This window comes from Streptacidiphilus sp. MAP12-16, assembly GCF_041262165.1.
In the GTDB taxonomy this organism is placed as follows: domain Bacteria; phylum Actinomycetota; class Actinomycetes; order Streptomycetales; family Streptomycetaceae; genus Streptacidiphilus.
Genome location: NZ_JBGCBY010000024.1, coordinates 13,935 through 39,788 on the forward strand (window position 1 = coordinate 13,935; position 25,854 = coordinate 39,788).

Genomic DNA, 25,854 nt, shown 5'->3' on the forward strand with positions numbered 1-25,854 from the left:
AATTGAGCCATTCCGCGGTGCCCCATTGTCGGCGTGTGGCACCATCGGAAATGCACTGCAACAACAGCTGGCTGTTCATACTGCCCGGCCGGGGGGATCCGCAGCGCGGGCACGACCGGGGAGGAGCTCCGCCGTGTTGCGCAGATGCAGGGAGACCGGACGACCTAGGACGCGACTCAGGCTGCTGACGGGACTGCTCACCGCGCTGGCGACAGCGTGTGCGCTGCTCCCCGGGGCGGCGTACGCGGCGGGACCGGTGGCGCCGGGGAAGGCGCCGGGGCCCACGGCGAGCAGCCGTCAGGCCCAGTCGCCGGCCACGTTACCGGCCAAGTCACCAGCACGTACGCCGACAGGCACGCCGACCAGTACGCCGCTCAGGTCACAGCCCAAAACCTCGACCAAACCGCGGATCCAGCCCAGGGCCGCAGGCAGCACCGACGACTGGCCCACCTCGCTGCACGACGCCGCGCGCACCGCCGCCTCCGCCGACACCACCCTCAGCACCGCCAACGCCCCCTCGCTGACCCGGCTGTGGACCCTGAAGACCGGCGGCCCCGTCGCCACCACCCCCACCGTGACCGGCGGCGTCGCCTACTTCGCCTCCTGGGACGGCAACGAGTACGCCGTCAACGCGACGACCGGCGCGGTGCTCTGGAAGACCAACATCGGCTACATGACCCCGAACCAGCCCTGCGGCAACCCGCCCTCGGCCGGGCCCTCCTCCCCGGCCACGGTCGTCGGCAACGTCGTCTACGTGGGTGGCGCGGACAGCTACTGGTATGCACTGGACACGGTGACCGGTGCGGTCGACTGGCGGGTCTGGGTCGGCGGCAGCGGCGTCCCCGGCGTCTACGACGGGCACATGAACTGGTCAGGGCCGTTGATCGTGGGCAACTACGCCTACGTGGGAGTCGCCAGCTTCGGTGACTGCCCGCTGGTCCAGGGCCAGTTGCTCAAGGTCAACCTCACCACCCACGCCATCGAGAACACCGCCAACCTGGTCCCGAACGGCCAGGTCGGCGGCGGCATCTGGACCTCTCCGGCGTACGACACGGCGACCGGTCTGATCTACGTCGCGACCGGCACCCGCAACCTGCCGTCGCAGACCTGGGCCCAGGCGTTCCTCGCCGTCGACTCCACCACCATGGAGGTCAAGGACAGTTGGGCGCTGCCCGACTCCGTCGCCGTGGTCGACTCCGACTTCGGCACCTCGACCACGCTGTTCACCGACCAGAACGGGCGCGGGCTGGTCGCCGCGATCAACAAGAACGGAGTGGCCTACGCCTTCGACCGGGCGCATCTGTCCCAGGGCCCGGTCTGGCAGGCCGGCATCGCGGTCGGCGGCACCTGCCCCACCTGCGGCCAGAGCAGCGTCTCCTCCGGGGCCTTCGGCGGCGGTGCCCTCTATCTGGCCGGGGCCACCGGCGCCATCAACGGGGTCGAGTACCCGGGCACGGTACGGGCACTCGATCCGGCCACTGGCGGGTACCTGTGGCAGCATGCGGCCCCCGGCATGGTGATCGGGGCGCTCGCCTACGACAACGGACTGGTCCTGGACGGCGGCGGGTCCGTCCTGGAGGTCCTCGACGCCAACACCGGCAACCGGCTCTACAGCTACGACACCGGCACGCAGATCTACGGCGGACCCTCCGTCGCCGGAGGGATCATCTTCACCGGCAACACCGCAGGCCAGGTCGTCGCCTTCGGCCTGCCCGCGAGCACCACCACCCCGCCCGCCGATCCGTCCTGCCCGAGCGGCTTCACCTGCCAGGACATCGGCGGCCCCACGCCGGCCGGCGTCGAGACGGTGACCGGGACCGGCGGCACCGCCCAGTGGAAGACCGTCACCGGCGGTCCCGGAATCAGCGCCGCCGGAACGCCCAAGGGCAGCGCCGACGCCTTCCGGCTGCTGAGCCGGCCCACGGCGGGGGACGCCCAGGTCACCGCGCAGCTCACGGCCCAGCCCTCCGGCGGCAGCTCGCTGACCGGAGTGATGATCCGTCAGAACAGCGATCCCGGCTCGCCCTACTACGCCCTGCTCGAAGGCCCGTACCACAACATCAAAGTGATGTACCGGAGGGCCTTCGGCGGCGCCACCTCCGTCGTCTACAACTCTCCCGGGCCCGCGCTGCCGGTCTACCTGACCGTCCAACGCACCGGCGACCTGCTCCAGGCCGCGATCTCCAGCAACGGCACGGGCTTCACCCTGCTGCCGGGGACGAGTACCAGCATCGCCCTGCCGTACACCTCGCTCGCCGGCGTCGCCGCCAACTCGGGCGCGGTAGGGGTCCAGGCCACGGCGAAGCTCACCTCGGTCTCCGTCGGCGCGCCCACCAGCAGCCTGCAGCCCGCGGTCTCCGCGAACCCCTGCCCGAGCGGCTGGAGCTGCCAGGACGTCGGCAACCCCGCCCTCGTCGGCGACCAGACGCTGACCGGCGGCAGTTGGACGGTCAAGGGCGCGGGTGGCGACATCTGGGGTAACGGAGACCAGTTCCACTACGTCTGGCAGCCGGTCACCGGCGACAGCACGGTCAGCGCGCAGGTCACCAGCCAGAGCAACACCAACGCCAGCGCCAAGGCGGGGGTGATGCTCCGCGGCGGCACCGACGCCGGCGCCGCCTACTACGCCGCGTTCGTCACCCCCGGCAACGGCATCCAGGTCCAGTACCGCGACACGGCCGGCGGAAGCTCCGCCCAGATCGCCAACCCGTCCGGGGCCGCCCCCGCCTACCTGCGGATCGCCCGCTCGGGAACGTCCTTCACCGCCTACACCTCCGCCGACGGCAGCGCCTGGACGGCCGTTCCGGCCTCCACCATCGCCTTGCCCAATCTGGGCGGCGGCATCCTGGCCGGGCTCGCCGTGGGCTCCCACAACACCGGCACCCTGAGCACGGCCGCGATCGGCGGAGTGACCATCGACGCCAGTGCGCCGACCCCGCCCAACCTCTGTGCCACCGGCTGGTCCTGCGAGGACATCGGCTCGCCGCTGCCCGCCGGAAGCCAGTCCTACAACGCCGCGACCGGCGCCTGGAGCGTCATTGGCGGCGGCGGCGACCTGTGGGGGAGCAGCGACCAGTTCCGGCTGGTGTCCCAGCCGCAGAACACCGACGGCACCACCAGCGCGCAGGTCAGCGCACAGCAGAACTCGGACGGCTGGGCCAAGTCAGGGCTGATGACCAGGCTCAACGACTCGCCCAACGCCCCCTACTACGCGGTACTCGTCACCCCCGCGAACGGGGTGATCGTCCAGTACCGCAGCGTCCAGAACGGCCAGAGCACGCAGCTCGGCGGCGTCTCCGGCACTCCGCCGCTGTACCTGCGGATCGGCCGGGCCGGCCAGACGTTCACCGCCTACACCTCGTCGGACGGAACCACCTGGACGGCGTTCCCGGGCTCGGCGCAGACCATCAACGCCCTCTCCGGAACCCTGCTCAGCGGGATGGCCGTGTGCTCCCACAACACCGCGGCATCCAACACCACGGCGTACACCGGGGTCACCATCACCGGGACCGGGACCAGTGCGGGGCTGCCCTACCCCTGGGCCGACACCGACGTCGGCAGTCCGGCCCTGGCGGGCTCGGCCTCGTACGCCGGCTCGACCTTCACGGTGAACGGCGGCGGCACCGACATCTGGGGCGGCACGGACCAGTTCCACTACGTCGACCAGCCGTTGAGCAGTGATGTCAGCCTGGTGGCGCGGGTCTCGGCGCAGTCGAACACCGACCCGTGGGCGAGGTCGGGGATCATCATCAAGCAGTCCACGACTGCCGGATCCGCGTACGCGATGGTGGCCGTCACGCCGGGCAACGGCGTGAACTTCAGCTACGGCTTCAACACCACCGTCGGCGGGGCCGGCTACAGCCTTCCCAACGCCTGGGTGCGGCTGGACCGCACCGGCAACGTGTTCACCGCCTACAGCTCGGCCGACGGCCTCAACTGGACCAGGCTGGGCCAGGCCACCATCGCGATGACGCCGACGGTCACCCTCGGCCTCGCCGTCAGCGCCCACAGCGCCACCGTGCTGAACACCACCACCTTCGACAACGTCATCGTCACACCCATCGGCGGCGGACCGCTGCCCAGCCCCTGGACCAGCACCGACATCGGCGGCCCCGGCATCCCCGGGTCGGCCAACTACTCGGCCGCGAACGGCAACGTGTTCACCCTCAACGGCTCCGGCGCGGACATCTGGGGCAGCACGGACCAGGAGCAGTACGCCTACCAGCCGCTCACCGGCGACGGCAGCGTCACCGCCAGGGTCACCGGCCAGGACATCACCGATCCCTGGGCCAAGTCCGGGGTGATGTTCAAGGAGTCCACCACGCCCGGCTCCCCGTACGTGCTGCTCGCGGTCACCCCGGGCAACCAGCTGCACCTGGAGTACGGCTACGCCTCCGACATCGCGGTGGGCACCTTCAATCTCCCCAACGCCTGGCTGCGGCTGACCCGGACCGGCAACAGCTTCACCGGCTACACCTCCGCCGACGGCGCCCACTGGACCGCGGTCGCGACCCTCAACCAGACCATGGCCAGTGCCGCCACGGTTGGCATGGAGGTCTGCTCGCACAACAACCAGCAGCTCAACGCGACGACCTTCGACAACGTCGCGGTGTCCGGCGCGCTGCCGGCGGTGTGGACGAGTTCCGACGTCGGCAGCCCCGCGCTCGCCGGGTCCGCGAGCTACCAGAACGGCGTCTACACGGTGAACGGCGGCGGCAACGACATCTGGGGGTCGACCGACCAGTTCCACTACCTGTCACAGCCGTTGACCGGCAACGGGACGCTCACCGTGCGGGTGACGGCGCAGCAGAACACCAGCGGGTGGGCCAAGTCGGGACTGATGGTGAAGCAGAGCACCGCCTCGGGCAGCGCCTACGCGGCGCTGCTGGTGACGCCCGGCAACGGGGTCCATCTGCAGTCGAACTTCAACGCCGACCAGTCGGGCGGGGCGGCGACCCTGCCCGACTGGCTGAGACTGTCCCGGGTGGGCACCGCGGTGACCGCCTACACCTCGGCGGACGGGGTGACCTGGACGCAGTTGGGGACTCCGGTCACGGTCGCGCTCACCGATCCGGTCACCATCGGCCTGTTCGTCTGCTCGCACAACGGCGGGCAGTTGAACACGTCCACGTTCGACAACGTCTCGGTGAGCACGCCGTGACAGCGGCCCGAACCGGTCGGTCTCACTCCGGTTCGGGCTCCTGCTCGACCAGCCCGTGCACCGTCAGCTCCCAGTAGTGGCGCCGACTCGGACGCAGCAGCTGCAGGAACGCCTTGTAGGAGGCGATGCTCATCAGCCCCCAGTAGAGGGGGACGGTGAGCATCGCCCGGACCGCGCGGTGCAGTCCGCGTTCCATGCAGCCGGTCATCAGGCAGTAGCACATCATCAGGTTGCCGAGGACCATCGTGGCCATGCCCAGGTAGAGCACCGGAGCGGGGAACAGGCCGGCGATGTAGCGGGTGCCGGTGGCGAAGTAGAGCATGGTCATGGCCCAGAATAGCGGGTTGACCAGGGTGGTGAAGGTGGAGAAGCCCAGGGTCAGGTGGAAGGCCAGGAAGCGGCGGGTGCCGAGCTCCCGCCACAGCAGCCACGGGTTGCGCATATGGACCAGCCAGGTCTGGTAGTAGCCCTTGATCCAGCGGCTGCGCTGGCGGATCCAGTTGCCCAGGTGGCTGTTGGCCTCCTCCTCGGTGACCGAGACCATCATCCGCACGTCCCAGCCGCGCCGGGCGATGCGGATGCCCAGGTCGGCGTCCTCGGTGACGTTGTACGGGTCCCAGGCGCCGAGCCGCCGCAGTGCGTCGGTACGGAAGTGGTTCGACGTCCCGCCGAGCGGTATCGCCAGGCGGTGCCGGTCCAGGCCGCGCAGGGAGAGGCTGAAGTTGGTCGCGTACTCCGCGGCGAAGCACTGGGTGAGCCAGTTGGTCCACGGGTTCCAGTACTGGAGCTCGGCCTGGATGCAGACCACCCGGTCGGGCATGGTGCGGAAGGCGAGGACGGCCTTGCGCAGCTGGTCCCGCTCGGGACGGTCCTCGGCGTCGAAGATCACGCAGAACTCGCCGGTGGCCTGGCGCAGGCCGACGTTGCAGGCCTTGGGCTTGGTCCTGGGCCCCTCCGGCGGGATGATCACTGTGTGGAACTGGGGGCCGGGCGTGAGCTTGGCCAGCGCGCCCTTGGTCTCGTCGTCGTCCTCCTCGATCAGCAGCAGGATCTGCAGCCGGTCGGCCGGGTAGTCCAGGTCGGCGAGGCGGCTCAGCAGGTGCGGGAGGACTGCGCCCTCGCGGTGCAGCGGGACCAGGATGGTGTAGCCGGGGAGCACGGAGTCGGGCAGGGCGCCGAGGTCCTCCGGCTCGAAGCGCAGCACCGGGGCCCCGCCCGCGCCGAAGACCAGGGCCAGCTTGAAGCCGATGACGACGACGTACACGACGGTGATCAGGGCGATGAACAGCCGGCCCCACCAGGTGAAGGAGGGGCCGCCGCCGGTGACGGCGTGCCAGCCGAGCACCCCGACGACGGCGAGCAGCACGGCCGCCATGCCGTACGCCTGACCGGTGCCGAGCAGCCGTCGGCCGCTCAGCCGGTCCGGCAGTTCGGCGATCTCCGCGGGGTCAGCCACGGTCGTGCCCAGGGTCGCGACCGAACTGTGGTTGGGGCTTGTGTCGGGGCCGTCAGATCGGCGGCGGATCGGTGCTGTGGTCATCGGGCGGCCTCCCGCTTCTGGTAGATGACACGGTCCACGTCCTGGTAGACGAGCCGGTAGCCGGTGCTGAGTTCGGGGTTGCCCTTGAGCGCGAGGTAGGCGTCGTCGGGCGTGCCGGGGGTGCGCCGCAGGTAGATCCAGCGGATGCCGTGCGCGGCCGGGTCGGTGAGCGCGGGCTGCCACATGCGGAAGCTGCCCTCGTAGACGATGTGCTGGGTCGGAATGCCCGACTCGAAGGTGACGGCCTCGTTGCCGAAGGACTCCATCAGCACCGTGCCGCCGTCGTAGTGCCGGTGCAGCCAGGCGGCGGCGCTGGTATTGGCCTGCTCCGACGGGGCGGCGCGGAAGGCCAGCGCCTCGTCGAGGGTGGCGAGTCCCGGCAGCCAGAAGGCGCAGGAGACGACGCCGGCCGCGATCAGGGCGGTCAGCGGGACGAGGACCCGTGGGCGCCGCCAGGCCCGCGCGAGCGGTACCGCGAGGGAGACCAGGTACCCGGCGAAGACCGCGGTCGGGAGCAGCATCGCGATCCCGAAGCGCACGTTGTAGAGGCTCCCGCTGATCTGCGGGACGTGCAGCGGACGCTGGCCCGACCACAGCGCGTAGGCGTAGAAGGGGAGCAGCGCCAGCAGCGCGTAGGGGGCGGCATCGCCGGGGCGCAGCCGGGTCCTGGCCAGGTGCAGCAGCAGTCCGCAGCCGGCGACGACCAGCGCGGGCAGCCCGATGTCGTCGACCATCGCGATGAGGTACGTGTGCAGGGCCACCCAGGGGTGGCCGATTGCGGGTTCGCCCTTGGCGACCCACAGCGAGGGCTTGGCGAAGGAGCCGTCCTGCCAGTACATCGGGTTGTGGAAGATGGCGGCGTTCCAGACCAGCCAGGCGGCGATGCCGCTGAGCGCCACCAGCCCGTAGAAGATCAGGTGCGCTTCCAACCGGATGTAGTCGCGTCGGCGGCGCAGCGCCGTGTAGGCGACGACCACGCTGACGGCGACGCACAGCACCCAGCCCTCGTAGCGGGTCAGCGTGGCCAGCAGCACGGCGACCGAGCAGGCGGCCAGGCGGCCGTAGCGCCCGGTGCGGCACCAGTCGTCGAGGTGGTTGACCGCGGCTGCGGTGCAGGCCAGCAGCAGGGTCTCGGTCATGGGGGTGCTCTGCAGGTACACCGCGTTGACGTTCGCCGCGAAGACCGCTGCGGCGGTCAGCCCGGCCAGTCGGCTGCCGCCGGCCATCCGGGCCGTGAGCAGGTAGAGGTAGCGGGCGGTGAGGACGAAGGCCGCCATGGAGACGACGCTTCCGGCGAACCCGGACTGGTACCAGTTGCCGACCCAGACCAGGGGCAGTTCCAGGACGTGCGGCAGCGGTAACCAGACGCCGCCGAGTTGGGCCGCTCCGGCGGTCGGACTGGCCACGACCCGGCGGGCGATCAGCACGTGGGAGAGGGCGTCCGGGTAGGCCAGGATCACGTGTCGATGCAGGAAGTGCAGGTAGCCGACCACCGAGACGGCCAGGGCGCCGAGGGTGACCAGGGCGAGGCCGGGGTCCTTGGGGTGCAGCAGGCGCAGGGTGCGGCGCCACTTGTGGCCGGTGCGGGCCAGGTCGGCGTAGACCCGGAGCAGGCCGAGCAGGGAGCGGAGGATCACGCTGAACCGCGCCCCGGTCTGGTCGCCGTGCAGCCTCGGGTAGTGGCTGACCGGATGGTGCAGGATCCGCGGGCGGCCGACCTGGATCTTCGCCAGCAGCTCGGGGGATATCGCGGCGGCTTCGCCGCGCAGCTCGATGCCGTCCAGGGAGTGACGGTCGATCAGCTTGTAGGCGCAGTCGACGTCCCGGCTGCCGTGGCGCAGCAGCAGGCGGCTCAGGGCCGTCCACAGTGCGGCGTTGACCCGGCGGGCGAGCGGATCGGCGCGCACCGCGCGGTAGCCGATGACGGCGTCGGCGCGCTCCTCGTGCTGAACCGCGAGGAAGCCGAGCAGGTCGTCGGCCCGGAACTGCCCGTCGGAGTCGGTGAGCAGCAGGCGGCGCAGGTCGGTCTGTTCCAGGGCGGCCCGGATGCCGGTGCGGACCGCGGCGCCGTAGCCCCGGTTCTCGGGGTGGTGGACGGCGAGTACCCGTCCCGGGTAGCGGGCGGCGAGGCGGTCGAGCACCTCGCCGGTGCGGTCGGGGCTGCCGTCGTTGACGACGACCACGCAGTGCGGGTGACCGGCCTCGGCGAGGGTGTCGAGGAAGTCCTCGACGGTCGCGCCGAGGTTCTCCTCCTCCTGGTAGGCGGGCATGACGACGGCGACACCCTCGGTCCAGGTGCGCACCGGTGCGACGGTGCTCACGAGTACTCCTTCGCGGGGAGGGGCAGCCGCACGGCGGCGTGCGGCGCGGGAGCGGGCGCGGCCGGGCGGCGGCGGAACACCAGCAGGTCGAGGACCAGGTAGTTGCACCCGGCGCCGGCCAGCACGCCGAGCGCGCTGGCCGCGAGGTTTCCGAGCGAGGGGTACAGCAGGGAGAAGACGCCGGTGTTGATGGCGAGCCCGAGCAGGGCTGTGAGATTGAACGAGGCCAAGCGGGCGACCAGCCCGCGGGCCCGCGCACCTCGCCGGTCGCGCCAGGTGAAGGCGGTACTGAGGGCGAAGTTGAGTTGCGCGGAGAGGAGGAAACCGGCTCCGTCGGCGAGCGGGCGGACGAGCCCGGTCCTGGCCAGGAGCAGAAGAGCGAGGTACTGCACGGCGAAGCAGAGGGCGCCCACGAGCGCGAATTTCAGCGCGCGTGTACGCCCTCGTAACAATGGCCTCATGGCCCCCCTGTCATTGCGTCAGCATGATCGTGTGAACACGTTAGTCAGGCGCGGTGACAATACGATTGCGTGACCGTGTCGCCCAGGGGGCGACCTCCGGAAGCTCCCCACCCGGATATTCGGGTCCCTTGTCGGGGTGCTTCGGAATCATCGAAATCCGCCGCCCGGGGTCATGGGGCGGACGGTCCTCCAGTGAATCTCAGGCAGGATGATCCCCGGGCGAACTCCGCAATTGAATACCAATACTTTACTTGGAATACACACATCCATATGGAATTGATTCTGCCGCTTGTGCGCGCCCGGGACCCGCATACGAGGCAGGCGACCCGGGTATCCGGCTTCGCCGACCGCAGCGCCGGACCACTACGCTCAGGGCAGACCGCAAGACTCCCGCCGACGTACCCGCAGACATGGCTGCGGACATCCCGCAGACATCCCAGACATCCCAGACATCCCAGACATCTCCGCAGAGGGGCCAGAGGGGCTAGTGAGCACTCGCCGAGAGGAACAGGTGCAGGTCAACGACATGGGGCGCCCCCGCCTCGAAGAGATGCGGATACGGGCGCTGGGCGTGATCGAGGACGCGGTGGTCGAGCTGTCGCCCGGGTTCACCGTGGTTACCGGCGAGACCGGCGCGGGCAAGACCATGGTCGTGACCAGCCTCGGGCTGCTGCTCGGTGGACGGGCCGACCCCGGGCTGGTCCGCAACGGCGCCGAGCGGGCGGTGGTCGAGGGCCGGGTGGTGCTCGACGCCAGCTCGTCGGTGGCGCTGCGGGCGGTCGAAGCCGGGGCCGAACTCGACGAGGGCTCGCTGCTGCTCAGCAGAACCGTCTCCGCGGAGGGGCGCTCCCGGGCGCACGTCGGCGGCCGGTCGGTTCCGGTGAGCCTGCTGGCCACCCTCGGCGAGGACCTGATCGCCGTGCACGGTCAGACCGACCAGCAGCGGCTGCTGCAGCCCGCGCGGCAGCGCGGCGCGCTCGACCGCTACGCCGGGGACACCGTGTCCGAGCCGCTCGCCGAGTACCAGACCGCCTACCGGCGGCTGCGCGAGGTCACCACGCTGCTCGACGAGCTCACCACCCGCGCCAGGGAGCGGGCGCAGGAGGCAGACCTGCTGCGTTTTGGCCTGGACGAGGTCGCCGCCGCCGAGCCGGTGGCCCAGGAGGACGTCGAGCTGGCCGCGGAGTCGGAGCGGCTCGGCCACGCCGACGCGCTGTCCTCGGCCGCCAACCAGGCCCACGGCGCGCTCGCCGGGGAACCGTCCGACCCGGACGCGGTCGACGCGGGCACCCTGCTCGCCCAGGCCCGGCGCGCCCTGGAGTCGGTGCGCCACCACGACCCGCGCCTTGCCGGGCTCGCGGACCGGCTGGAAGAGGTCGGCTACCTGCTCTCGGACATCGCCGGGGACCTCGCCGGCTACGCCGACGACCTGGACGCCGACCCGGCCAGGCTCGCCGCCGTGGAGGAGCGCCGCTCGGTCCTGGCGCACCTGGTGCGGAAGTACGGGGGCCCGGCCGGCGGCGCCGAGAGCGGGCTGGCCGAGGTGCTCGCCTGGGCCGAGCTCGCGGCCGTGCGGCTCACCGAGCTGGACGGCGACGACGACCGGATCAGTGCTCTCGAAGCGGAGCAGGAGACGCTGCGGGAAGCGGTGTCCGTGCTCGCGGCAGAGCTCACCGGCGCTCGGCAGGAGGCCGCCGAGATCTTCGCCAAGGCGGTCACCGCCGAGCTCACCGAGCTCGCCATGCCGCACGCCCGGGTCAGCTTCGGCATCACCCGGGCCGCCGACTTCGGCCCGCACGGCGTGGACGAGGTCGAGGTGCTGCTCGCGCCGCACCCCGGCGCCCCGGCCCGCCCCATCGCCAAGGGTGCGTCCGGCGGCGAGCTGTCCCGGGTGATGCTCGCCGTCGAGGTCGTCTTCGCCGGCGCCGACCCCGTTCCGACCTACCTCTTCGACGAGGTCGACGCGGGCGTGGGCGGCAAGGCGGCGGTCGAGGTGGGCCGTCGGCTGGCCCGGCTGGCCCGCACCTCACAGGTGATCGTGGTCACCCACCTCCCACAGGTCGCCGCTTTCGCGGACCGGCACCTGGTCGTCGAGAAGACCGTCGACGGCACCGTCACCCGAAGCGGCGTCACCACGCTCACCGACGCCGAGCGGGTCAGGGAGCTCTCGCGAATGCTGGCCGGCCTGGAGGACTCCGAGCTGGGTCGCGCCCACGCCGAGGAACTGCTCGCCGCGGCCCGAACCGGGGTCGCCCAGGGAGCAGTGCCGCCGAACGGGTGAGGGGGCCCGCAGTGCCCCCGCCGACTGTCCAAGACCACTCCTGAGCTGGCATCGTGGAGCCGCGCCAGCAAACAATCATCCGACCGTCGGCGACAGTGACAGGGAGACGACGCAGACCGTGGAGCACACCTCTACAGCCTCTGACGGCCAGCTGCACGCCGTCCTCGTCCTGGCGGGCAGCTCCGGCGGCATCGGCGCACATGTCCGGTCCCTGGCTGCCGGACTGAGTGCGCACGGACTCGAGGTCACGGTCTGCGGCCCTGCCGAGACCGACGAGCTCTTCGGCTTCTCGGGCACCGGAGCCCGCTTCCACCCGGTGGAGATCACGCCGACACCCGGACCACGCACCGACGCGGCGGCCGTGGGCGAGCTGCGGCGGGCCTTCGCCCGCGCCTCGCTGGTGCACGCGCACGGGTTGCGTGCGGCGTTGCTGTCCGACCTGGCGCTGCGCACCGCGCGGGGAGGCACCCCACTGGTCGTCACCTCCCACCACGCGAACCTGGCCACCGGCGTGGAGCGGCGGCTGCTGCGGCTGATGGAGCGTCGGGTCGCCAGGGCCGCCGACCTCGTACTCGGCGCCTCCTCCGATCTGGTCGCCCGCGCCCGTGACCTCGGCGCCGCCGACGCCCGGCTCGGTCCGGTCGCGGCCCCGCCGCTGCCCGTGCCGGCGTCGGAGCCCGGCCGGGGCGAGATCCGCAAGGCGCTGCTGGGTGCCAAGGACCGGACGGACCGTCCGATCGTGCTCGCGGTGGGGCGACTGGTCCCGCAGAAGAACTTCCACCTGCTGCTCGACGCGGCCTCCGGCTGGCGCGGCGGCGAGGAGCCGCTGCTGCTGATCGCGGGGGAGGGCCCTGAGCACGGGGCGCTGCGGGCGCGGATCAAGGCGGAGAAGCTGCGCGCCCGGCTGCTCGGCCACCGCTCGGACGTCCCCGAACTGCTGGCCGCCGCCGACCTGGTGGTGATCTCATCCCGCTGGGAGGCACGCTCGCTGGTCGCCCAGGAGGCGCTGCGGGCGGGAGTGCCCGTGGTCGCCACGGCCGTTGGCGGCCTGCCGGAGCTGGTTGGTGACGCCGCGGTGCTGGTGCCGCCGGGCGACCCGACGGCCCTGGCCGCCGCCGTGTCCGGGCTGCTCGCCGACGGCGGGCGGCGCGCGGAGCTGGCGGCGGCGGGGCCGTTGCAGGCCGCGACCTGGCCGGACGAGGCGGCGACAGTGGCTCAGGTGCTGAGCGTCTACGACGAGTTGACGAGCAGCAGCTAAAGCCTGACGGGGCTCTGCCTGGCGCTTCACGCCTGGCGCCTCTGCCCGGCGGCTAGTGGCTGACGGTGACCGTCAGCACGCCGTCGCCGTCGGCCGCGACCTGAACCTGCGTCAGCGTGTCGACCGCCACCGTCGCTCCGTGCGCGGCGCTCGCCGCGCCCACGCCTATCACCCGCATCCCGGCGGCGAGACCGGCCGCGACCCCCGCCTCGGAGTCCTCGAACACGATGCAGTCCTCGGGGGCGAATCCCAGCTCCGCGGCGCCCTTCAGGAAGCCCTCGGGGTCCGGCTTGCTCACGGCGACGTGCTCAGCCGTCACCACCACCGGCGGCAGTGCCAGTCCCGCCGCGCCCATCCGGGCGCGGGCGAGGGCGTCGTCCGCCGAGGTGACCAGGGCGTGCGGCAGGCCGACCAGCGAGGCGAGAAAGGCGGCCGCGCCGCCGATGGGAACGACACCCTCGGTGTCGGCCGTCTCCTCGGCGAGCATCCGCCGGTTCTCCGCGTGGTTCTGCTCCATCGGCCGGCCGGGGAGCAGGATCGCCATGCTGGCGAAGCCCTGCCGCCCGTGCACCACCTGGAGCACCTGGTCGCCGTCGAGGTCGTGCTCGGCGGCCCAGCGACGCCAGACCCGCTCCACCGCCGGTCCCGAGTCGACCAGGGTCCCGTCCATGTCGAGCAGCAGGGCGCGGCCGGTCAGCGTGGTGCCGTTCATGGAGGTGACGGGCATGGCGCTCCTTTGAAGAACCTTTTTTGTTCCTCAAGCATACAAACAGCCCGTCAGAGCTCCGGCAGGCCCCCGCAGGCGTTCAGCCGGAGTGCCGTGTCGATCAGCGGAACGTGGCTGAAGGCCTGGGGGAAGTTCCCGACCTGCCGCTGCAACTGCGGGTCCCACTCCTCCGCGAGCAGCCCCACGTCGTTGCGGATCGCCAGCAGTCGCTCGAACAGGTCCCGTGCCTCGGCGACCCGGCCGATCATTGCCAGGTCGTCGGCCAGCCAGAACGAGCAGGCCAGGAACGCGCCCTCGTCGCCAGGCAGCCCGTCCACGCCCGCGACGTCGCCGCTGGTGGGGTAGCGCAGCACGAAGCCGTCGGAGGTGAGCAGTTCGCGCTGGATCGCCTCGATGGTGCCGATGACCCGCTTGTCGTCCGGCGGAAGGAAGCCCACCTGCGGGATCAGCAGCAGCGAGGCGTCGAGCTCGCGCGAGCCGTAGGACTGGGTGAAGGTGTTGCGTTCCTTGTCGTAGCCGTTCTCGCAGACGTCCTCGTGGATGGCGTCGCGCAGCTCCCGCCAGCGCTCCAGCGGACCCTCGTGCGGGGTCTCCTCGATCATGCGGATGGTGCGGTCGACCGCGACCCAGGCCATCACCTTGGAGTGGACGAAGTGGCGGCGCGGGCCGCGCACCTCCCAGATGCCCTCGTCCGGGTCGCGCCAGTGCTGCTCCAGATAGCTGATCAGACGCAGCTGCAGCAGGTGCGCGTGGTCGTTGCGGGCCAGACCGGTCATGTGGGCGAGGTGCAGCGCCTCCACGACCTCCCCGTACACATCGAGCTGCAGCTGGTCGGCGGCGCCGTTGCCGATCCGGACCGGTCCCGAGTTCTCGTAGCCGGGGAGCCAGTCGAGGACGGCCTCGGTGAGCTCCCGCTCGCCCGCGATGCCGTACATGATCTGCAGGTTCTCCGGGTCGCCGGCGACCGCTCGGAGCAGCCACTCGCGCCAGGCGCGGGCCTCGTCCCGGTAGCCGGTGCGCAGCAGCGAGGACAGGGTGATGGTGGCGTCCCGCAGCCAGGTGAAGCGGTAGTCCCAGTTGCGGACGCCGCCGATGTCCTCGGGGAGGGAGGTGGTGGGGGCGGCGACGATGCCGCCGGTGGGGGCGTAGGTGAGGGCCTTGAGGGTGATCAGGGAACGGACCACGGCCTCCCGGTAGGGGCCCTGGTAGGTGCACTGGGAGGCCCAGTCCAGCCAGAACTCCTCGGTGGTGACGAGGGCCTCCTCGGCGTCGGGCTGGTCCGGCGCACCGAGGTGGGAGGGCTGCCAGGTGAGCGCGAAGGCGATGCGCTGGCCGGCCTGCACGGTGAAGTCGGCGTAGGTGGTGAGGTTGCGTCCGTAGGTCTCGGCCTCGCCGTCGAGCCACACCGAGTCGGGCCCGGCGACGGCGACGGTGCGCACGCTCTCGCCGTCCTCGACCTTGTGCACCCAGGGCACGATCCGCCCGTAGGAGAACCGCATCCGCAGCGCCGAGCGCATCCGGACCCGTCCGCTCACCCCCTCCACGATGCGGATCATCTGCGGGACCGCGCCACGTTCGGGCAGACCGCGCGGCGGCATGAAGTCGATCACCCGGACGGTGCCCCGGGGCGTGTCCCACTCCTGCTCCAGGATCAGCGAGTCGCCCCGGTAGCGGCGGCGGGTCGCCGGCTGTGCGGGCGCGGCCGCGGTCGGCGGCAGGACCCGGAACTCGCCGGACTCCACGAAGCTGGTGGGCGCTGCGGGCGGGGCCGTCGTCCTCGCGGCGGACAGCGGTTCGGCGGGGCCGATCCGCCAGAATCCGTGCTCGTCCGTGCCGAGCAGGCCGGCGAAGACGGCGGGCGAGTCGAAACGGGGCAGGCACATCCAGTCGACCGCGCCGTCGCGGCTGACCAGGGCGGCGGTCTGCATGTCGCCGATGAGTGCGTAGTCCTCGATGCGGGCGGCCACGGGGATCTCCAGTTTCGCAGGTGGGACACGGCATCGCCGGTGCGGGGGAGTCTGGGGAGGGCGCCAGGGGGTGAGGCGCTCGCGCGGAGCAGAACCAGTGTGGATGGCTGGCGCTCGTGGGGTCTGCGGGCTCCGACGTGATGGAGTGGGCGGTGCGTCCGTGCAGGATACGACGCCGACCGGGGTGGGTGGGAACTCGGTGATCACGGCGCGCCGCCCGCGGCCCGTGCGAACGCGGGGCGCCGTGGTCGCTGATACCCTGGTACTCCGTGGAGTGGTGCGAGGCACCGCCGCCGAACCGCCCCCTCCGGCAGCTGCAGCGACTCAGCAGACGGGGTCCGGGGCTGGTCGCCACCGACGTGAAAACGCAACCACGGGAGCCCCCTCTTGGCACAGCCCCATTCCGCTCAGGGTTACAGCGGTAGCTCGAACCGGAACAACACGACGACCAAGCATCTCTTCGTCACCGGGGGCGTCGCCTCCTCGCTCGGCAAGGGGCTCACCGCCTCCAGCCTCGGGGCCCTGCTGAAGGCGCGCGGTCTGCGGGTCACCATGCAGAAGCTCGACCCGTACCTCAACGTCGACCCCGGCACGATGAACCCGTTCCAGCACGGCGAGGTCTTCGTCACCGACGACGGCGCCGAGACGGACCTGGACATCGGCCACTACGAGCGCTTCCTCGACACCAACCTCCACGGTTCGGCGAACGTCACCACCGGCCAGGTCTACTCCACCGTGATCGCCAAGGAGCGCCGGGGCGAGTACCTGGGCGACACCGTGCAGGTCATCCCGCACATCACCAACGAGATCAAGTCCCGGATCCGCCGGATGGCGACCGACGACGTCGACGTGGTGATCACCGAGGTCGGCGGCACCGTCGGTGACATCGAGTCGCTGCCCTTCCTGGAGGCCGTCCGCCAGGTCCGGCACGAGGTCGGCCGGGACAACGTCTTCTTCGTGCACGTCTCGCTGCTGCCCTACATCGGCCCCTCCGGCGAGCTCAAGACCAAGCCCACCCAGCACTCGGTCTCGGCGCTGCGCAGCATCGGCATCCAGCCGGACGCGATCGTGCTGCGCGCCGACCGCGAGGTCCCGCAGGCCATCAAGCGCAAGATCAGCCTGATGTGCGACGTGGACGAGGAGGCCGTGGTCGCCGCGATCGACGCCAAGTCGATCTACGACATCCCCAAGGTGCTGCACTCCGAGGGCCTGGACGCGTACGTCGTCCGCCGGCTCGGCCTGGCCTTCCGCGACGTGGACTGGACCGTCTGGGACGACCTGCTGCGCCGTGTGCACGAGCCCGAGCACACCGTGAAGGTCGCTCTGGTCGGCAAGTACATCGACCTGCCCGACGCCTACCTGTCCGTCACCGAGGCGCTGCGCGCGGGCGGTTTCGCGAACCGTGCCAAGGTCGAGATCAAGTGGGTCACCTCGGACGACTGCCGGACGCCGGCCGGAGCGGAGGAGCAGCTCAGCGACGTCGACGCGATCTGCATCCCCGGCGGCTTCGGCGACCGGGGCGTGGACGGCAAGGTCTCCGCGATCACCTACGGCCGCGAGAAGAAGATCCCGCTGCTCGGGCTGTGTCTGGGCCTGCAGTGCGTGGTCATCGAGGCGGCCCGCAACCTGGCCGGGCTGCCCGAGGCGAACTCGACCGAGTTCGACCCGGCGGCGCAGCACCCGGTGATCTCGACCATGGCCGAGCAGTTGGAGATCGTCGACGGCAAGGGCGACCTGGGCGGCACCATGCGCCTCGGCCTGTACCCGGCGAAGCTCGCCGAGGGCTCGATCGTGCGCGAGGTCTACGGCGGCGAGCAGTACGTCGAGGAGCGCCACCGTCACCGCTACGAGGTCAACAACTCCTACCGGAACGAGCTGGAGAAGACCGGACTGGTGTTCTCCGGGCTCTCCCCGAAGGGTGACCTGGTCGAGTACGTCGAGTACCCGCGCGAGGTCCACCCCTACCTGGTCGCCACCCAGGCGCACCCGGAACTGAAGTCCCGTCCGACCCGGCCGCACCCGCTCTTCGCGGGCCTGGTCGCGGCAGCCGTCCGCCGCCAGCACGGCGAGGACTCGGCAGCCGAGTAACCACGCACCACCCAGGGGCGCGGGGAACTGCGCTGCCAACCATGCAGCTCCGTAGAGGGCTGGCAGCGCAGTCGCCCGCACCCCTAGGTAGTCAGTGGCTGAAGCATTTCCTTTTGGTGCGGCAACGGTGGAGGGTGACATGGCGCGGCGGGAACCTGTCGGGGACAGCGCGGAGGAGTGGCCCGTGGCCTCCTCGCGGACGTCGTTCAAGGGAAAGATCTGGGACGTCCAGACCGACGAGGTGGTGATGCCGGACGGCGTCGCCGCGTCCCGCGACTACCTGCGCCACCCCGGCGCAGTCGGCGTGCTCGCGCTGGACGAGGAGCGGCGGGTGCTGCTCGTGCGGCAGTACCGCCACCCGGTGCGGCAGCGGTTGTGGGAGCTCCCGGCAGGGCTGCTGGACGTGCCCGGCGAGAACCCGCTGCACGCCGCGCAGCGCGAGCTCTACGAGGAGGCGCACGCCAAGGCGGGGGACTGGCGGGTACTGATCGACTTCTACAGCTCGCCCGGCGGCTCCTCCGAGGCCCTGCGGATCTTCCTCGCCCAGGACCTCGCCGAGGCCGACGGCGACCGCTTCCAGGCCGAGCACGAGGAGCTCGACCTGGAGGTCGACCGGGTGGACCTGGACGAACTCGTCCGGCTGGTCCTCGCCGGTGAGCTGCACAACGGCGCGCTGGTGGCCTCGGTGCTCGCCGCCAGGGCGGCGCTCGACGGCAGAGCCTCCGCCTCGGGCAGCACGGGAGCCGAGGGGCTGGACGCGCTGCGTCCGGCCGACGCACCCTGGCCCGCGCGTCCGTTCGAGTGACTCGGCGGACTATATGGTGACGGACCGGCGCAGCAGCGGAGCAGCCCCGGTCCGGTGAACTACGCTGCGCACGTGGCTGCAGCACAGACGGCACGTCAGACGCGCCAGGCACACCGCTCAGGAGCCGAGCTACCCGACGACCCGCCGTACTTCTCCGGGCGGCAGGCGGAGCTTGCCCAACTGCGCGACGAGGTGCGACGTCCGGCGCTGGGCGGTCCGGTGCCCGGCGGTGAGGCGCACGACGTGGGGCCTGCCCCCACCCGGGTCCTGCTGGTCGCCGGGCGCGCGGGCTCGGGGCGCACCGCGCTCGCCGTGCGCTTCGCCCGCACCGTCGCGACGGAGTACCCCGACGGACAGTTCTTTGTCCGGTTGAGCGAACCCGACGGGACGCCCGTACCGGCGCGCGAGGCCGCCCGGGTGCTGCTCGTCGCGCTGGGGGAGCCGCTCACCCCGGGAAACGTTGACGAGGCGTCAGCCAAGGAGTCGGACCAGGGCGCCGACCCCGACTGCACGGCGCTGCGGGTCGCGCTGTCCGGGCGGCGGGTCCTGCTCGTCCTCGACGACGTTCAGCAGGCGGAGCAGGTACGGGCGCTGCTGCCGGACGCGCCGGGCTGCCTGGTCGTCGCGGTGAGCTCCGGCCCGCTGACCGGTGTCGCCGACGCCCGACCCTGCGTGATCGGCGGCCTGGACCTCCGTGCCGCGACGGCGGTGCTGGTGGGCCTCGCCGGGGACACCCGCATCGTCTGCGACCCGGTGGCCGCCAGGGCGCTCGCGGAGACCCTGGCCTGCCACGCGACCGCGCTCTGCCTGGCCGGCGGCTGGCTCAGGGCCAGGCCGCGCGCCTCCGTCTCGGACGCCGCCAGGCTGCTCGCCTCCGTGAGCCTGCCCTCTTCGGCCGCCGCGCCGGTCCAGCTGGCGAAGCAGCCGGGGGCGGCCGGGCCCGGAGTCGAACCGCTGCTCCGCGCCTTCGAGCTGGTCCACGCGGGACTGCCGACCGCCGCCGCCCGGCTGCTGCGGCTGCTGACCCTCGCGTCCGGCGGCGTCGCCGACCCCAGGTCCGCGTCGGCTCTGCTCGGGTGCCCGGTGGATGCCGCCGCCGCGCATCTGGCGACGCTCGCCGAGCAGCAGCTGCTGCTCTCCACCTCCGTCCCGGGCCGCTATCGGCTGCCCGGCTGCCTCCGAGCTCCGCTCACCCGGCGGCTTGCCGACGACCGCCCCGCCGAGACCGAACTCGCCCGCGCCCGCCTGCTGGAACGCCTGACCCGCCTGCTCACCGCGTGCGCCCACCAGCTGGCGCCGGGGGCCGGCCGTGCTCCGGAACCGTTGCCGGGGCCGTTGCGCTTCGCCGGTTCCGCCGAAGCCTGGGACTGGCTCGACACCGAGCTGCCGGTGCTGCGCGCCGCCGTCCGCACCGCCACCGGCGACGGCGCGCTGGACGGAGTGGCGATGCGCCTGGCCACGGCGATGGTGCGGGCGCTACCGCTGTGGGCGGGCTCGGCCGAGCCGGTTGCCGCCGACCTCTACGCCCTGCACGGGCAGGTCCTGGAGCTGGCGCTGCGTGGCGGAATGCGCCGGCAGCAGGCCGCCGCGCTGGTCAACCTCGGCGACCTGCACGCGGCGGCGGGCGAGCATGAGCGGGCACTGGAGCGCTACCGGGCAGCGCTCGGTCCGGCGCGGGCCGCCGACGACCAGATCGCGGTGTGCAGGATCCTGGAGGCGGTCGCGGGCGCCTACCGGGCGTCAGGCGACCTGGTCCGCGCCACGGACTGGTACGGCCGAGCGCTGGCGCTGCGCCGCAGCCGGGGCGAGCAGGCGGACGAGGTCCGGCTGCTGGGCCGGCTCGCCGCAGCGCACACGGCCCAGGGACGGCTGGCCGACGCGCTGCGTGAGTACCGCGCGGCCGTGGTGCTGCACCGTCGGATGGGGGACGAGGCCGGAGCGGTGGGCGCGGCGCTGGGCGCGGCGAGGGTCCAGGAGCTGGGCGGGAACGTGGAGCAGGCGCTGCGCACCCAGCGCGAGGCGCTGGCGTCGGCGCGAGCCTTCGGCGCCGAGGCCGCCCAGGCCAGATCGGGCGCCGGATCGGCCGGCGGACCGGGCGCTGGAGTGGGGGCCGACGGTGCTGCGTCGGAGGACGCCAGGACGAGCGTCCGGCTGCAGGCGCTGGTGCTGCTGCGGATGGCGGACGCCCTGGAGCGGGCGGGCGACCCGGCCGGGGCGCGGGTGCAGCGAGAGCAGGCGGCGGCTCTGGGCCTGCCCGCCACGCGCAGGCCCGAGGGGGCCGAGGCCGGGGTCAGGATGCCCGGTTCAGAGTAAAATAGGGCGATTATCACATCTGTGGTGTTTGGCCCGTCTGTCTGACGCCCCGGTCGCGCAAGCCTACGAAACTGCCAACCGATCTCATGCATTTGGTCAGATTGGAAGGCTGGCGCATCGCTCCGGCTTCATTACACTCGTAAGTGCCGCAACCAGTGCGCGGCCACCCTTCGGCGTCTCCGCCGTCGGGGCTCCCCCATGTGCAAGGGACGTGTTTAGCCGTGAAGGTCGGCATCCCCAGCGAGGTCAAGAACCACGAGTACCGAGTGGCGATCACGCCCGCAGGCGTCCACGAGCTGGTCCGCAACGGACACCAGGTCTTCGTGGAGAACAACGCCGGCGTCGGCTCCTCCATCCCCAACGAGGAGTACGTCTCCGCCGGGGCCACCATCCTCGACACCGCCGACGAGGTCTGGGCCACCGCTGACCTCCTGCTCAAGGTCAAGGAGCCCATCGCCTCGGAGTACCACCGCCTCCGCAAGGGCCAGACCCTGTTCACGTACCTGCACCTGGCCGCCTCGCGCGAGTGCACGGACGCCCTGCTGTCCTCCGGCACCACCGCCATCGCGTACGAGACCGTGCAGCTCGCCAACGGCGCGCTGCCGCTGCTCGCACCGATGTCCGAGGTCGCGGGCCGGCTCGCCCCGCAGGTCGGCTCGTACCACCTGATGCGTCCGGCAGGCGGCCGCGGCACCCTCCCTGGTGGCGTCCCCGGTACCCACCCGGCCAAGTGCGTGGTCATCGGCGGCGGCGTCTCCGGCTGGCACGCGGCGACCATCGCGATCGGCATGGGCTACGAGGTAACCCTGCTGGACCGCGACATCAACAAGCTGCGTGAGGCCGACAAGATCTTCGGCACCCGGATCCGGGCCATCGCCTCCAACTCGCTCGAGCTGGAGAAGGCCGTCCTGGACGCCGACCTGGTCATCGGCGCCGTGCTGATCCCCGGTGCCAAGGCTCCCAAGCTGGTCACCAACGAGCTGGTCTCGCGGATGAAGCCGGGCTCCGTGCTCGTCGACATCGCCATCGACCAGGGCGGCTGCTTCGAGGACTCCCGGCCGACCACGCACGCCGAGCCGACCTTCCCGGTCCACAACTCGGTCTTCTACTGCGTGGCCAACATGCCCGGCGCGGTGCCCAACACCTCCACCTACGCGCTGACCAACGCGACGCTGCCGTACATCGTCGAGCTGGCCAACCGTGGTTGGAAGGAGGCCTGCGCACGTGACGCGGCGCTGGCCAAGGGCCTCAACGCGCACGAGGGCCAGCTGACCTACGGCCCCGTCGCCGAGGCGCACGGCCTGCACGCCGCCGACCTGGCCGACGTCCTGGCCTGATCGGTCTCGTTCCCCCCGCGCGGGCGGGGCACCGCAGTTCACGCTGCGGTGCCCCGCCCGTCGTCGCTGCCGCGGCGCACCCGGCCGTCGTACCCGGCTTATGTCGACAGATCGTCAACTTGTCGCCCCTGTTTGTCACCCTGGCGCGATCGTGATGACGGTGGTCGGAAGAGCTGTTCTGCCGCCTGTGCTCTGGCATCGTGGCGGTGTGCAGGCGTGTCGTCGGCCGTCGCGCGGGGAGCTAGTCATATCGACATGTTGGTTCGTGCATCGCTGGCGTGGTGGTTGGCGCTACTGTGTCGTTGCTAGGCTGCGGCACGGCACATGCCGCCCAGTGGAGGGGGCACAGCCCCAGAGCCCCACCAATGTTCCGGTGTCAACGGCGGTCGCCAAGGAGGTAAGACGACTTGTGAATGAGTCGACATTTGCTCCCGGGGGTGGTCAGCCAGGACTGGTGCAGAACGTCACCGGTCACTCCGGGGAGGACCTGGAAGCCCGGACGGAGTCCGTCGGCTCGGTGACGGTACGCACCTTTGACGCGCGCCAGCAGGCCTCCGAGCACGACACACACCACTACCCGGGCGCTTCGGCGCCCTACGACGAGGGTGTGCGCAATGCCGAGGTGTACAACGCCACGGCCTTCGACGCCGTCGAGCCCGGTCTCGTCTACGCCGAGCTGCCGGACGGTCAGTTCTACGACCCCGACGCCGAGTACGAGCCCGACCCCGAGTACGCCGCGACCCTGGCCCCCGACGCCGCCCGGCAGCGCCGCGAGCGGGTCGGCCCCACCGGCCGCCCTCTGCCGTACTTCCCGATCCCGTCGCCGCTCACCGAGCACGGCCCAGCGAAGATCGTCGCGATGTGCAACCAGAAGGGCGGCGTCGGCAAGACCACCTCGACCATCAACCTCGGTGCGGCCCTTGCCGAGTACGGCCGCCGGGTGCTGCTGGTCGACTTCGACCCGCAGGGCGCCCTGTCGGTCGGCCTCGGCGTCAACCCGATGGAGCTGGACCTGACGGTCTACAACCTCCTGATGGAGCGCGGTCTGACCGCCGACGAGGTGCTGCTGAAGACCGCCGTCCCGGGCATGGACCTGCTCCCCAGCAACATCGACCTGTCGGCCGCCGAGGTCCAACTGGTCAGCGAGGTGGCCAGGGAGTCCGCGCTCGCGCGGGCGCTCAAGCCGCTGCTGCCCGACTACGACTACGTCATCATCGACTGCCAGCCGTCGCTCGGTCTGCTCACCGTCAACGCCCTGACCGCGGCCAACAGCGTCATCGTGCCGCTGGAGTGCGAGTTCTTCGCACTGCGCGGGGTCGCGCTGCTCACCGAGACGATCGAGAAGGTCTGCGAGCGGCTCAACCCCGATCTGCGCCTCGACGGCATCCTGGCGACCATGTACGACTCCCGTACGGTGCACAGCCGTGAGGTCCTGGCCCGGGTGACCGAGGCGTTCGGCGAGCACGTCTTCCACACCGTCATCGGCCGTACCGTGCGCTTCCCGGAGACCACGGTGGCCGGCGAGCCGATCACCACCTACGCCTCCAACTCGGTCGGCGCCGCCGCCTATCGCCAGCTCGCCAGGGAGGTGCTCGCCCGGTGCCCCGTCGAGTGAGCCTCCCGGGAGCGGACGAACTGTTCCGGACCACCGGTGGGATGTCGCTCACGCCCGCGCCCCGGGCGCCGGACTCGGCCCAGGCCCGCGAGGGCCGCGAGGCGGCGCGTGAGGGACAGCCCGCCGACCCGGCGGGGGAGCACGGTGCGGCGGGAGCCGAGCCCGGCACCCCGCCACGCCAGCAGCCCCCGGCTCAGCAGTCGTCCACGCAGCAGCCGTCCACCCACCACAACGGCGTCCCCGCGCCGGGCGGCGAGGCCCCGGCCCGGCGGAAGCCCCGTGGCGGTGGCCGCTCCCGGCCGACCGGGCGCGAGCGGCACGAGGAAAAGATCACGGTCTATGTGTCGGCCGAGGAACTGATCGACCTGGAGCACGCCCGGCTGGTCCTGCGCGGCGAGCACGGCCTGGCCGTGGACCGCGGCCGGATAGTGCGTGAAGCCGTCGCGGTCGTCCTGGCCGACCTGGAGCAGCGTGGCGAGGCCAGCATCCTGGTTCGGCGGCTGCGCGGGCGCTGACGCCTCCCGCGGCCAGGGCGTCATGAGCCGGCGGAGGTGTCGGGCCGGGCTCTCGGCACGGGTCGTATGGTGATCCCACGATGCCGCCGGGCCGGTACACGCTGCAGCGTGTCGCCGTACGGTCGGGTCGTCGTACCACCACCGGCCAGCACGATGAGTCCTGATGACCACACCCGCACCCCTCGAAGAATCCGCCGCCGAATCCGCACCCGAGCTCGAGCCTGAGCCGACGGGCGGGTTCCTGGTGCGGCTGGACAACTTCGAGGGCCCCTTCGACCTGCTGCTCAGCCTGATCGCCAAACACAAGCTGGACGTCACCGAGGTCTCCCTTTCCCGGGTGACGGACGAGTTCATCGCGCACATCCGGGCGATGGGCCCGGACTGGGACCTCGACCTGGCCAGCGAGTTCCTGGTGGTCGCCGCGACCCTGCTGGACCTCAAGGCGGCCCGGCTGCTGCCTGTCGCCGAGTTGGAGGACGAGGAGGACCTGGCGCTGCTGGAGGCCAGGGACCTGCTGTTCGCCCGGCTGCTGCAGTACCGGGCGTACAAGCAGGTCGCGGCGTTGTTCGCGGAGCGCTGGGCGGCGGAGCTGCTGCGACGCCCGCGCTCGGTCGGCCTGGAGCCGCGGCATGCGGCGCTGCTGCCCGAGGTCGTGATCAGCATCGGCCCCGAGGGCTTCGCGAGGCTCGCGGCGAGGGCGATGGTGCCCCGGCCCAAGCCGGTGGTGTACGTCGACCACATCCACGCGCCGCTGGTCAGCGTGCGGGAGCAGGCGGCGCTGGTGGTGGAGCGGCTGCGCGAGCTGGGCCAGGCGAGCTTCCGCACGCTGACGGAGGACGCACCCGACGTGCTGACGGTGGTGGCGCGGTTCCTGGCACTGCTGGAGCTGTACCGGGAGCGGGTGCTGCTGTTTGACCAGCCGGAGGCGCTGGGGGAACTGCTGGTGCAGTGGATCGGCGCGGAAGGGGCGGAGGTCGGGGTGAGCGAGGAGTTCGACACTCCGCCGCAGCTCGGGAACGAGGAGAGCGAGGACGCATGACCGGCAACGGTGGCGACGAGGCCGACGGAACCCGACCGCAGGACGGTCGATTGCGTTCCGCGCGGCGGCGGCTGGGTATGCCCGGCCGCCCCCGCCCCGGCGAGCAGCTGGAAAACACCTGGCTGGAGCCGGTCGCCCGGCCCGACCCCGCCCACCAGGACCCCGTCCAGCCCGAGCGCGCCCAGCCCGAGCGCGAGCACGAATCCGCCCCCGGCCTCAGCCTGAGCTCCATTCCCGAGCCGAGCCCGGCCCCGAGCCCCGACCCCGTCCAGCCCGAGCGCGAGCAGAAGTCTGTCCCAGGCCTCAGCCTGAGCTCGATTCCCGAGCCGAGCCCGGGGCCCAGCCCCGACCCCGTCCAGCCCGAGGACGCCCAGCCCGAGCGCGAGCAGAAGTCTGTCCCCGGCCTCAGCCTGAGCTCCATTCCCG

At 71.8% G+C, this 25,854-nt stretch carries 15 protein-coding genes; 10 read left to right on the forward strand and 5 right to left on the reverse strand.

Going from position 1 to position 25,854, the window contains the following annotated elements; genetic code table 11:
- Window positions 1–133: 133 nt before the first annotated feature.
- A complete protein-coding gene (locus tag ABIA33_RS27410; protein WP_370085274.1) occupies window positions 134–5,161 on the forward strand; it encodes a PQQ-binding-like beta-propeller repeat protein in 5,028 nt (1,675 codons plus the stop codon).
- A 22-nt stretch (window positions 5,162–5,183) separates the two neighbouring features.
- Here the strand turns inward: ABIA33_RS27410 and ABIA33_RS27415 are convergent, their stop codons facing one another.
- Genes ABIA33_RS27415 through ABIA33_RS27425 form a run of 3 tightly spaced genes read right to left on the reverse strand, consistent with a single transcriptional unit; the run spans window position 5,184 to window position 9,435 of the window.
- Window positions 5,184–6,701, reverse strand: a complete 1,518-nt coding sequence (locus ABIA33_RS27415) for a glycosyltransferase family 2 protein (protein WP_370085276.1) — start codon at window positions 6,699–6,701, stop codon at window positions 5,184–5,186.
- Window positions 6,698–9,022 (reverse strand): glycosyltransferase family 2 protein, encoded by a 2,325-nt coding sequence (locus tag ABIA33_RS27420; protein WP_370085278.1) that lies wholly within the window; start codon window positions 9,020–9,022, stop codon window positions 6,698–6,700. The genes ABIA33_RS27415 and ABIA33_RS27420 overlap by 4 nt, the downstream gene beginning before the upstream one ends.
- Window positions 9,019–9,435: a GtrA family protein gene (locus ABIA33_RS27425; protein WP_370085280.1), complete on the reverse strand. Its 417-nt coding sequence runs from the start codon at window positions 9,433–9,435 to the stop codon at window positions 9,019–9,021. The genes ABIA33_RS27420 and ABIA33_RS27425 overlap by 4 nt, the downstream gene beginning before the upstream one ends.
- A 574-nt stretch (window positions 9,436–10,009) precedes the next feature.
- Between ABIA33_RS27425 and recN the strand changes: the two genes are divergently transcribed.
- Window positions 10,010–11,764, forward strand: coding sequence for a DNA repair protein RecN (recN, locus tag ABIA33_RS27430; protein ID WP_370085379.1), 1,755 nt, complete (start codon window positions 10,010–10,012; stop codon window positions 11,762–11,764).
- A gap of 118 nt (window positions 11,765–11,882) precedes the next feature.
- A complete protein-coding gene (locus ABIA33_RS27435) occupies window positions 11,883–13,022 on the forward strand; it encodes a glycosyltransferase family 4 protein (RefSeq protein WP_370085282.1) in 1,140 nt (379 codons plus the stop codon).
- A 52-nt stretch (window positions 13,023–13,074) separates the two neighbouring features.
- On the opposite strand, the gene ABIA33_RS27440 is transcribed toward ABIA33_RS27435, so the two are convergent.
- Entirely contained in the window at window positions 13,075–13,749 is a 675-nt protein-coding gene (locus ABIA33_RS27440; RefSeq protein ID WP_370085284.1) for an HAD-IA family hydrolase, read from the reverse strand.
- A 50-nt stretch (window positions 13,750–13,799) separates the two neighbouring features.
- Complete coding sequence (locus ABIA33_RS27445; RefSeq protein WP_370085286.1) at window positions 13,800–15,716, reverse strand: glycoside hydrolase family 15 protein; 1,917 nt, start codon at window positions 15,714–15,716, stop codon at window positions 13,800–13,802.
- A 387-nt stretch (window positions 15,717–16,103) separates the two neighbouring features.
- Here ABIA33_RS27445 and ABIA33_RS27450 point away from each other — a divergent pair, with 387 nt between their 5' ends.
- The 7 genes from ABIA33_RS27450 to ABIA33_RS27480 all read left to right on the forward strand — a co-directional run bounded on the left by ABIA33_RS27450 (window position 16,104) and on the right by ABIA33_RS27480 (window position 25,428).
- On the forward strand, window positions 16,104–17,804 hold the full coding sequence (locus tag ABIA33_RS27450) for a CTP synthase (protein WP_370085288.1): 1,701 nt from the start codon (window positions 16,104–16,106) through the stop codon (window positions 17,802–17,804).
- Between the two features lie 139 nt (window positions 17,805–17,943).
- On the forward strand, window positions 17,944–18,609 hold the full coding sequence (locus tag ABIA33_RS27455; RefSeq protein ID WP_370085289.1) for an NUDIX domain-containing protein: 666 nt from the start codon (window positions 17,944–17,946) through the stop codon (window positions 18,607–18,609).
- Between the two features lie 72 nt (window positions 18,610–18,681).
- Window positions 18,682–20,922, forward strand: coding sequence for a tetratricopeptide repeat protein (locus ABIA33_RS27460; RefSeq protein ID WP_370085290.1), 2,241 nt, complete (start codon window positions 18,682–18,684; stop codon window positions 20,920–20,922).
- A gap of 221 nt (window positions 20,923–21,143) precedes the next feature.
- Window positions 21,144–22,259, forward strand: coding sequence for an alanine dehydrogenase (gene ald / locus ABIA33_RS27465; protein WP_370085291.1), 1,116 nt, complete (start codon window positions 21,144–21,146; stop codon window positions 22,257–22,259).
- A gap of 409 nt (window positions 22,260–22,668) precedes the next feature.
- Window positions 22,669–23,874: a ParA family protein gene (locus ABIA33_RS27470; protein WP_370085292.1), complete on the forward strand. Its 1,206-nt coding sequence runs from the start codon at window positions 22,669–22,671 to the stop codon at window positions 23,872–23,874.
- The gene (locus tag ABIA33_RS27475) at window positions 23,859–24,389 is read left to right on the forward strand and encodes a hypothetical protein (RefSeq protein WP_370085293.1); all 531 of its coding nucleotides are present in this window, start codon (window positions 23,859–23,861) and stop codon (window positions 24,387–24,389) included. Before ABIA33_RS27470 ends, ABIA33_RS27475 begins: the two co-directional genes overlap by 16 nt.
- Window positions 24,390–24,552: 163 nt before the next feature.
- Entirely contained in the window at window positions 24,553–25,428 is an 876-nt protein-coding gene (locus ABIA33_RS27480) for a ScpA family protein (RefSeq protein WP_370085294.1), read from the forward strand.
- The last annotated feature ends 426 nt before the right edge of the window (window positions 25,429–25,854 follow it).

Excerpts from the sequence above, each read along its gene's own strand:
- ABIA33_RS27415 (WP_370085276.1), bottom strand. The coding sequence starts at position 6,701 with ATGACCACAGCACCGATCCGCCGCCGATCTGACGGCCCCGACACAAGC.
- recN (WP_370085379.1), top strand. The coding sequence starts at position 10,010 with ATGGGGCGCCCCCGCCTCGAAGAGATGCGGATACGGGCGCTGGGCGTG.
- ABIA33_RS27440 (WP_370085284.1), bottom strand. The coding sequence starts at position 13,749 with ATGCCCGTCACCTCCATGAACGGCACCACGCTGACCGGCCGCGCCCTG.
- ABIA33_RS27455 (WP_370085289.1), top strand. The coding sequence starts at position 17,944 with ATGGCGCGGCGGGAACCTGTCGGGGACAGCGCGGAGGAGTGGCCCGTG.
- ABIA33_RS27480 (WP_370085294.1), top strand. The coding sequence starts at position 24,553 with ATGACCACACCCGCACCCCTCGAAGAATCCGCCGCCGAATCCGCACCC.